Origin of the sequence: Brevundimonas sp. (genome assembly GCF_024711105.1) — a bacterium.
GTDB lineage: Bacteria > Pseudomonadota > Alphaproteobacteria > Caulobacterales > Caulobacteraceae > Brevundimonas.
Window position 1 is genome coordinate 20,651 of sequence record NZ_JANJTL010000078.1, and the last position, 6,839, is coordinate 27,489.

The window sequence follows — 6,839 nt, forward strand, 5'->3', positions numbered from 1 at the left end:
GCAGCGCGATCCGGGACCCAAGCGCGATGTCGCCGCCTGTCTTTAGGCCCCGGCTTTCCGCTTCGCTGCGGCCGGGGTGACGGTCAAGACTGCGCCACTTCCTTCATCGGGATGCTCGTGTCCGCGAGCCGCGCGGGGTCGACCACCGCCTTCCTCCCGATCAGCAGCCGCCCGGCCATGAACTCCGGCGGACTGTTCACGGCCTCCACCGCGCGGATGACGCCATCGTGAAGATGGAACAGGGCGAAGCGCTCCGAGGCCGGGTCGCCGCGGGTGACGATCTGGCCGCAGTCGTAGGGCACGCCGGCGATCTGGAGCTTGAGATCGAACTGGTCCGACCAGAACCACGGAACCTCGGGCGCAGGCTGAGGGCGACCGGCGATGGCCGAGGCGGCCTGCTTGGCCTGTTCCAGGGCGTTGGGGACGCTCTCCAGCCGGGCGGTGCGGTCGTACAGGGGTATGGGCCGGTGGGTGACGTCGCCCACCGCATAGATCACAGGGTCGGAGGTGCGGGCGGTCTCGTCGACTGCCACGCCATCGGGGCACTCCAGACCGGCCGCCTGCGCCAACTCGACGTTCGGCTGGGCGCCGACCCCGATGACCACGACATCGCAGCCGATGCGCGATCCGTCGGCCAGCGCCACGGCCGACACGGCGCCGTCGCCCTCTAGCCCCTCCACCGAGGCCGATGTGACGATTTCCACGCCCCGCCGGGCGTGCGCCTCCTGATAGAAGCGCGACAGCGGCTCGCAGGCGACGCGGGCAAGCACGCGGCTCTCGCGCTCGATGACCACCGCCGAGCCCCCCAGCGCCATGGCCGAGGCCGCCGCCTCCAGCCCGACATAGCCCCCGCCGATGACCGCCAGACGCCTGCCCGGACCGAGCCGGGACTTCAGCGCCTCGGCGTCCGCCGCCGTCCGCAGGAACAGTACGCCCTCCAGATCCGCACCGGGCAGGGGCAGGGCCCGCGCCCGCGCGCCTGTGGCCAGCACCAGGATGTCGTAGCGGACGGTCTCGCCGGACGACAGCCGCACCTCTTGCGCCTGCCGGTCGATGGCTTCTGCGCGCGTGGAAGGGCGCAGGGTCACGCCGTGCTCGGCGTACCATTCGGGCGCCTTGAGCTGCAGCGAGTCCGCGTCGGCCTCGCCTTTCAGCCAGGCCTTGGACAGGGGCGGGCGCTGGTAGGGCGGGATCGGCTCCTCGCCGATCAGGGTGATCGGACCTTTGAAGCCGTACTGGCGCAGGAAGGATGCGACCGAGCCGCCGGCGTGGCCGGCGCCGAGGATGACCACGCGCGCGTCGGGGGAATGGCTATGCTGCATGCTGGCGGCTATGTCGGACGGGCAGGGCGCGGGCGCAAGCGGGGTTGAGACGTCGATGGGCCAAGGACCGCTTTCGGGCGTCAGGGTGGTGGAGTTCGCCGGCATCGGCCCGGCGCCCTTCGCCGTCATGCTGCTGGCCGACATGGGCGCCGAGGTGGTGCGCATCGACCGGTCGCCGGCCGATCCCTTCCCCAATCCGGTGGTGAACCGGGGGCGGACCTCGATCCTGCTGGACCTGAAGTCGGAGGAGGGCCGCCGGGTCGCGCTGGACGCCATCGCCGCCGCCGACGTGCTGATCGAGGGCTATCGGCCGGGCGTCATGGAACGGCTTGGCCTGGGGCCGGACGAGGCGCTCGCGCGCAATCCGCGGCTGATCTACGGGCGCATGACCGGCTGGGGCCAGGACGGACCGCTGAGCCAGCGGGCGGGCCACGACATCAACTACATCGCCCTGACGGGCGCGCTGGACGCCATCGGCCCGGCCGAGGGGCCGCCCATGCCGCCACTGAACCTGGTCGGGGACTACGGCGGCGGCGCGCTCTATCTCGTCATGGGCGTCTGCGCGGCGCTCTATGAACGCGAACGGTCGGGCAAGGGCCAGGTCATCGACGCGGCGGTCGTCGATGGCACGGCCAGCCTGATGGCCCTGTTCCACGGCTTTGCGAAGGGCGGCCTGATCTCCACCGAGCGGGGCCGCCGCGCCCTAGGCGGCGACGCCCCCTGGTACCGGACCTATGAGTGCGCCGACGGCCGTTTCATATCGGTTGGCCCGGTGGAGCCGCATTTCCAGGCCGAGCTTCTCCAGCGGCTCGAACTCGACCCCGCCGAGGTCGGCTCCCTGCTGGATCCCCGCGACTGGCCGCGCGCTCATGCCGCGATGGAACGCGTCTTCCTGACCCGCACCCGGGACGCCTGGGCGCAAGCCTTCGCGGACAGCGACGCTTGCGTCGCCCCAGTCCTCACCATGGCGGAAGCCCCCACCCACGCGCATATGGCGTCACGCGGCGTCTATGAGGAGCGGGACGGTGAGGTGCACCCGGCGGCCGCGCCCCGACTCTCGAGGACCCCTGGTCGAGCCGCCCCGACCGAAGCGTCCGCACCCGGCGAGGGCGGGGCGGCGGCTCTCGCCCGGTGGGGAGTCAGGGTCAGTCAGTAGCCAAGCCGCGTATCGGTGGTATGGTGCCCAAGTCGTTCAATCCTTGGGGCTTGGGGGCCTGGATATGCGCAAACTTCTCTCTCTGGCCGGGGCCTTCGCCGCGGCCGCCACGGTGGGCATGGCGCCCGCCGCCGTCGTCGAGGCCCAGTCGGGCCAGCGGATCACCCTGAGGGTCTGCAACAACACCCGCGACGTCGCCCAGGTGGCGATCTCCTACAAGCCGGTCGGCTCGGGCACCTTCATCAACGAAGGCTGGTACAACGTGAACCCGTTCAGCTGCCGCGACCTGGCGCAAACCACCAACTCCTACATGTACGGCTACGCCGAGGTGGAGGGGTCGGACGTCGACGTCTGGCAGGGCAGCCACCCGCGCTGCGTGGAATATCCCGGGCCGTACGAGTTCTATGACACCGGATCGTCCTATTGCGCGAGCTGGCAGGAGGTCCGCAACTTCGAGACCCTCTACGCCGAGAACTGGGGCGTCTTCACCTGGAACCTCGACTACTGAGGCCTTGGCCGCCAGAATCGGCTCATCCTGCGGGGTGAGGGACTGGCGGCATGATCAAGTACATCGGCTCCAAGCGCGCCTTGCTGGAGCGGATCGTCGGATTGACCCGGACCCTGTCGCCGCAAGGCGGCAGGGTCTGTGACCTTTTCAGCGGCGGCGCCCGCGTCGGCCACGCCCTGAAGGCGGCCGGATTCCAGGTTCAGGCCAACGATCACAACGCCTACGCCCACACCCTGGCTGTCGCCCTGGTACAGGCCGACGGCGCCCGCTGGGGGGAGCGGGCGGAGCGCCTGATCGCCGAGCTGAACGCGGTCGCGCCCGAGCCCGGCTGGTTCACCCGCACCTATTGCGAGGAGGCGCGCTTCTTTCATCCGGATAATGGCGCGCGGATCGACGCCATCCGCGAGCGCATAGCGGCCCTGGCGCTCGAGCCCGAACTGGAAGCCGTCGCCGTAACCGCCCTGATCCAGGCGGCGGACCGGGTCGACTCCACCGCCGGAGTACAGATGGCCTACATGAAGTCTTGGGCGCGGCGGGCCCTCAATCCCCTGGAGCTGAAGGTCCCCGCCCTCCTGCCGGGCCGGGGGCTCGCCACCCGCGCCGACGCCGAGGTGATCGCGCCCGAGATCGAGGCCGATCTGGTCTACCTCGACCCGCCCTACAACCAGCACTCCTACCTGGGGAACTACCACGTCTGGGAGAGCCTGACCCTGTGGGACAAGCCCGAAACCTATGGCGTGGCGCGCAAGCGGGTCGACGTGCGCGACCGCAAGAGCGCCTTCAACCGCCGGGGCACGATCCTGCCGGCGCTGACCCGCGTGATCGAGGGCCTGAAGGCGCCGAACCTGATCGCGTCGTTCAATGACGAGGGCTTCGTGTCGCGCGAGCAGATGGAGACCCTGCTGGCCGGGCGCGGACACCTGACGGTGATCGAGACGCCGCGCCCACGCTACGTCGGGGCGCGAATCGGCATCCACAACTTGAAAGGCGAGCGCGTCGGCGTGGTAGGACGGCTGCGGAACGTCGAGCGGCTGTTCGTGGTCAGCGCGCGGCCGCTGGAGCTGGCCGAGGCCGCGTGAGGGGGAAGGCATGAAACGACTGATGCTGGCCGCGCTGGCGGCGCTCGGGCTGTGCGGACACGCCGCCGCCCAGGATCGGTTCGATCTGCAGGCCATGAGCCGGGCCGAGCTGACGGCCTTCACCCGCGCGATGCCGAAGGGCGGCGACATTCACATCCACCTTTCGGGGGCGCCGTACCCGGAAACCTACCTGCAGTGGGCGGCCGAGGACGGCCTGTGCGTCGATCTGGTCCAGCTGGCCCTGACCGACACCTGCACGCCTGGAGGCGACCTGGTCCTGGCCTCGGCCCTGACCCCGGACCAGCGCGCGGCGATGATGGACAGCCTGTCGACGCGTCGGCCGGGATTCGCCGGTCGCACCGGCCACGACCAGTTCTTCACGGCCTTCGACCGCTTTGGCTGGACCCGCGAATATCGCCGGGCCGACATGCTGGCCGACCTGATGCAGACCCTGGCGATGCAGAACACCTTCTATCTGGAAGTGATGTGGATGCCCCAGTCTGGGGCGTCGCGCCGGGCCGGCACGGCGGTCGGCTGGAATGAGGACTTCGCCGCGATGGACGCAGCGCTGGCGCCTTCGTTGCCGGATCTGCTGGCGGCGGCCATCGCCGAGACCGACGCCATGGAGGCGCGTGCGCGCGAGCTGCTTCGTTGCCCGCCGGAGGACCGGCCGGCCGACATCATCGGCGGCCACGGGCTGGCCGGCTGCTCGGTGACCGTGCGCTACCTGGTCCAGGCCAACCGGCTCGTGCCGCCTGAGCAGACCTACGGCCAACTGGCGCTGGGCGCCGCCCTCATCGCCGCCGATCCGCGCTGGGTCGGCCTGCAGCTGGTCGCGCCGGAGGATCATCCCAACGCCCTGGCCAACTACGACACGCACATGGCGATGTTTGATTGGTTCACCCGCCGCGGCGTTCCGGCTTCGCTGCACGCCGGAGAGCTCACGCTCGCCTACGCCACGCCGCTGGAGATGGACGACCATGTCTCCGGCGCCGTGCGGGCCGGGGCCCGTCGCATCGGGCACGGGATCGCCATCCCGCACGAGGTCGACGCACAGGGGCTGGTCGCGCGCATGGCTGAGGAACTGATCGCCGTGGAGGTGAATCTCACGTCCAACGATGTGATCCTTGAGGTCGAGGGGGACGACCATCCGGTCATCTGGCTGCGCCAGGCAGGCGTGCCGGTCGTCTACACGACCGACGACCCCGGCATCTCGCGCATCGACCTGAGCCATGAGTATGCGAGGGCCGTCACCGACACGGGCGCGACCTACGCCGATCTCGTGACCTCGGCGCGCAACGCCATCGCCTTCAGCTTCCTGCCGGGCGAGAACCTCTGGCTTGACCCGGGCCGCTACCGGTCGCCCCACGCCGCTTGCGCGGCCGATCTGGGCGATGGCGCCCTGTCGGATCGCTGTGAGGACTTCCTCCAAGATAGCGCCCGAGCGCGAGAGCAATTCCGCTACGAGCGACTGCTGGCCGAATTCGAGGCGGACTGGCGAGGCCGAGACTAGGGGTTCGGCTCGCCCGTCTCGGGATCGGTGAGGGTTTCGTCCGGCAAGCCTGGGTCACCGCCCACCGGCTCTGTCGCCGGCCGTGGCGGTTCCCCATCGCGCGGGGGTGGGCGCAGCTCCTCGTTTTCGACTTCTCGGTTGTCGGGGCGGTGCTGCGGGCCTGGCGGGGTCATGGCCGTCTAACGCGAAGGCGCGTCTAAGGGTTCTGTTCACCATTCCGGTGAACCACGCCGCAACGCCTGATCAGGCAGGATGCCCCGTCATTCGTGCGAGGGGCGATGAGCCTGAAGCTTGATCTGATCGCGCCCGGAGAGCTGGGCGAGGGCGAACGCGCCCTCTGGCGCGCCTGGGCGGAAGCCGACCCGGCCTGCGCCTCGCCCTTCCTGCGTCCGGAGTTCGCCGAGATCGCCGGCCAGGCCGCGCCGGGCGCGGCCATCGCCGTGTTCACGCGCGAAGGCCGGACTGTCGGCTTCTTCCCGCACCAGAGGCGGCGCCGTGCGGTCCAGCCCCTGGCCGCGCCGCTCAACGACTATCATGGCGTGATCGCTGCGCCAGGAGAGACGCCGCCTTCCCTGACCGAGGTGGCGCGCCTGCTCGGCGCCTCGAGCGTCAGCGTAAACGGCTGGATCCGCCCTGACGCCGCCGGCCAGGAACGGACCGTCGTGATGGCCGACCTTTCCAGTGGCTGGGCCGCCTATGACGCGGAGCGCCGGACCGAGCACAAGAAGTTCTTCAACGACAAGGATCGCGCCCGCCGGTCCCTGGCGCGCGATAGCGAGGGCGAGGTCTGGACCCAGACCCACGTCGTCGACACCGCATCCCTCGACGAACTGATCGGCTGGAAGCGCGAACAGTACCGCCGTACGCGTCGGCATGATGTCTTCGCCTGCGGCTGGACCGCTGACGTGCTGCACGCCTTGATGAGCCGCCATGTCGGGGACTTCGGCGCCTGCCTGTCGGTGCTGTGGGCCGGCGACCGGCCGGCGGCGATGGAATTCAGCCTGCACGCCGGGGACCGCTACCATTTCTGGTTCCCCTCCTATGCCGCCGACGCGGCGCGTTGCTCGCCCGGTGTGCTGCTCAGCCAGGACACCATGCGGCTGCTGTCGGCCGAGGGCTTCCACGTGTTCGACTTCGGTTTCGCCGGAGAGCCGTACAAGAAGTACTTCTGCAACCGCTCCGAGACGGTGGTCGAGGGCGTGGTTCATGCCAGCCCGGTGCGCCGGCTGGCCGTCCGCGCCGCCGACGCCATCGCCATCGG

The 6,839-nt window shown here is 70.2% G+C and carries 6 protein-coding genes; 5 read left to right on the forward strand and 1 reads right to left on the reverse strand.

Going from position 1 to position 6,839, the window contains the following annotated elements:
* Positions 1 to 83 precede the first annotated feature (83 nt).
* On the reverse strand, positions 84 to 1,322 hold the full coding sequence (locus Q0M60_RS05965) for an FAD-dependent oxidoreductase (protein WP_296817214.1): 1,239 nt from the start codon (positions 1,320 to 1,322) through the stop codon (positions 84 to 86).
* A gap of 55 nt (positions 1,323 to 1,377) precedes the next feature.
* On the opposite strand from Q0M60_RS05965, the gene Q0M60_RS05970 reads away from it, so the two are divergent.
* From Q0M60_RS05970 to Q0M60_RS05990, 5 genes are all read left to right on the forward strand, one after another.
* The gene (locus Q0M60_RS05970) at positions 1,378 to 2,478 is read left to right on the forward strand and encodes a CaiB/BaiF CoA-transferase family protein (RefSeq protein ID WP_296817217.1); all 1,101 of its coding nucleotides are present in this window, start codon (positions 1,378 to 1,380) and stop codon (positions 2,476 to 2,478) included.
* A 64-nt stretch (positions 2,479 to 2,542) separates the two neighbouring features.
* Positions 2,543 to 2,986, forward strand: a complete 444-nt coding sequence (locus Q0M60_RS05975) for a DUF1036 domain-containing protein (RefSeq protein ID WP_296817220.1) — start codon at positions 2,543 to 2,545, stop codon at positions 2,984 to 2,986.
* A 50-nt stretch (positions 2,987 to 3,036) separates the two neighbouring features.
* Positions 3,037 to 4,065, forward strand: a complete 1,029-nt coding sequence (locus Q0M60_RS05980; RefSeq protein ID WP_296817223.1) for a DNA adenine methylase — start codon at positions 3,037 to 3,039, stop codon at positions 4,063 to 4,065.
* A 10-nt stretch (positions 4,066 to 4,075) separates the two neighbouring features.
* Complete coding sequence (locus Q0M60_RS05985; RefSeq protein WP_296817227.1) at positions 4,076 to 5,578, forward strand: adenosine deaminase; 1,503 nt, start codon at positions 4,076 to 4,078, stop codon at positions 5,576 to 5,578.
* Positions 5,579 to 5,856: 278 nt separating this feature from the next.
* On the forward strand, positions 5,857 to 6,839 hold a 983-nt coding region (locus Q0M60_RS05990; RefSeq protein ID WP_296817229.1), incomplete at its 3' end, for a GNAT family N-acetyltransferase.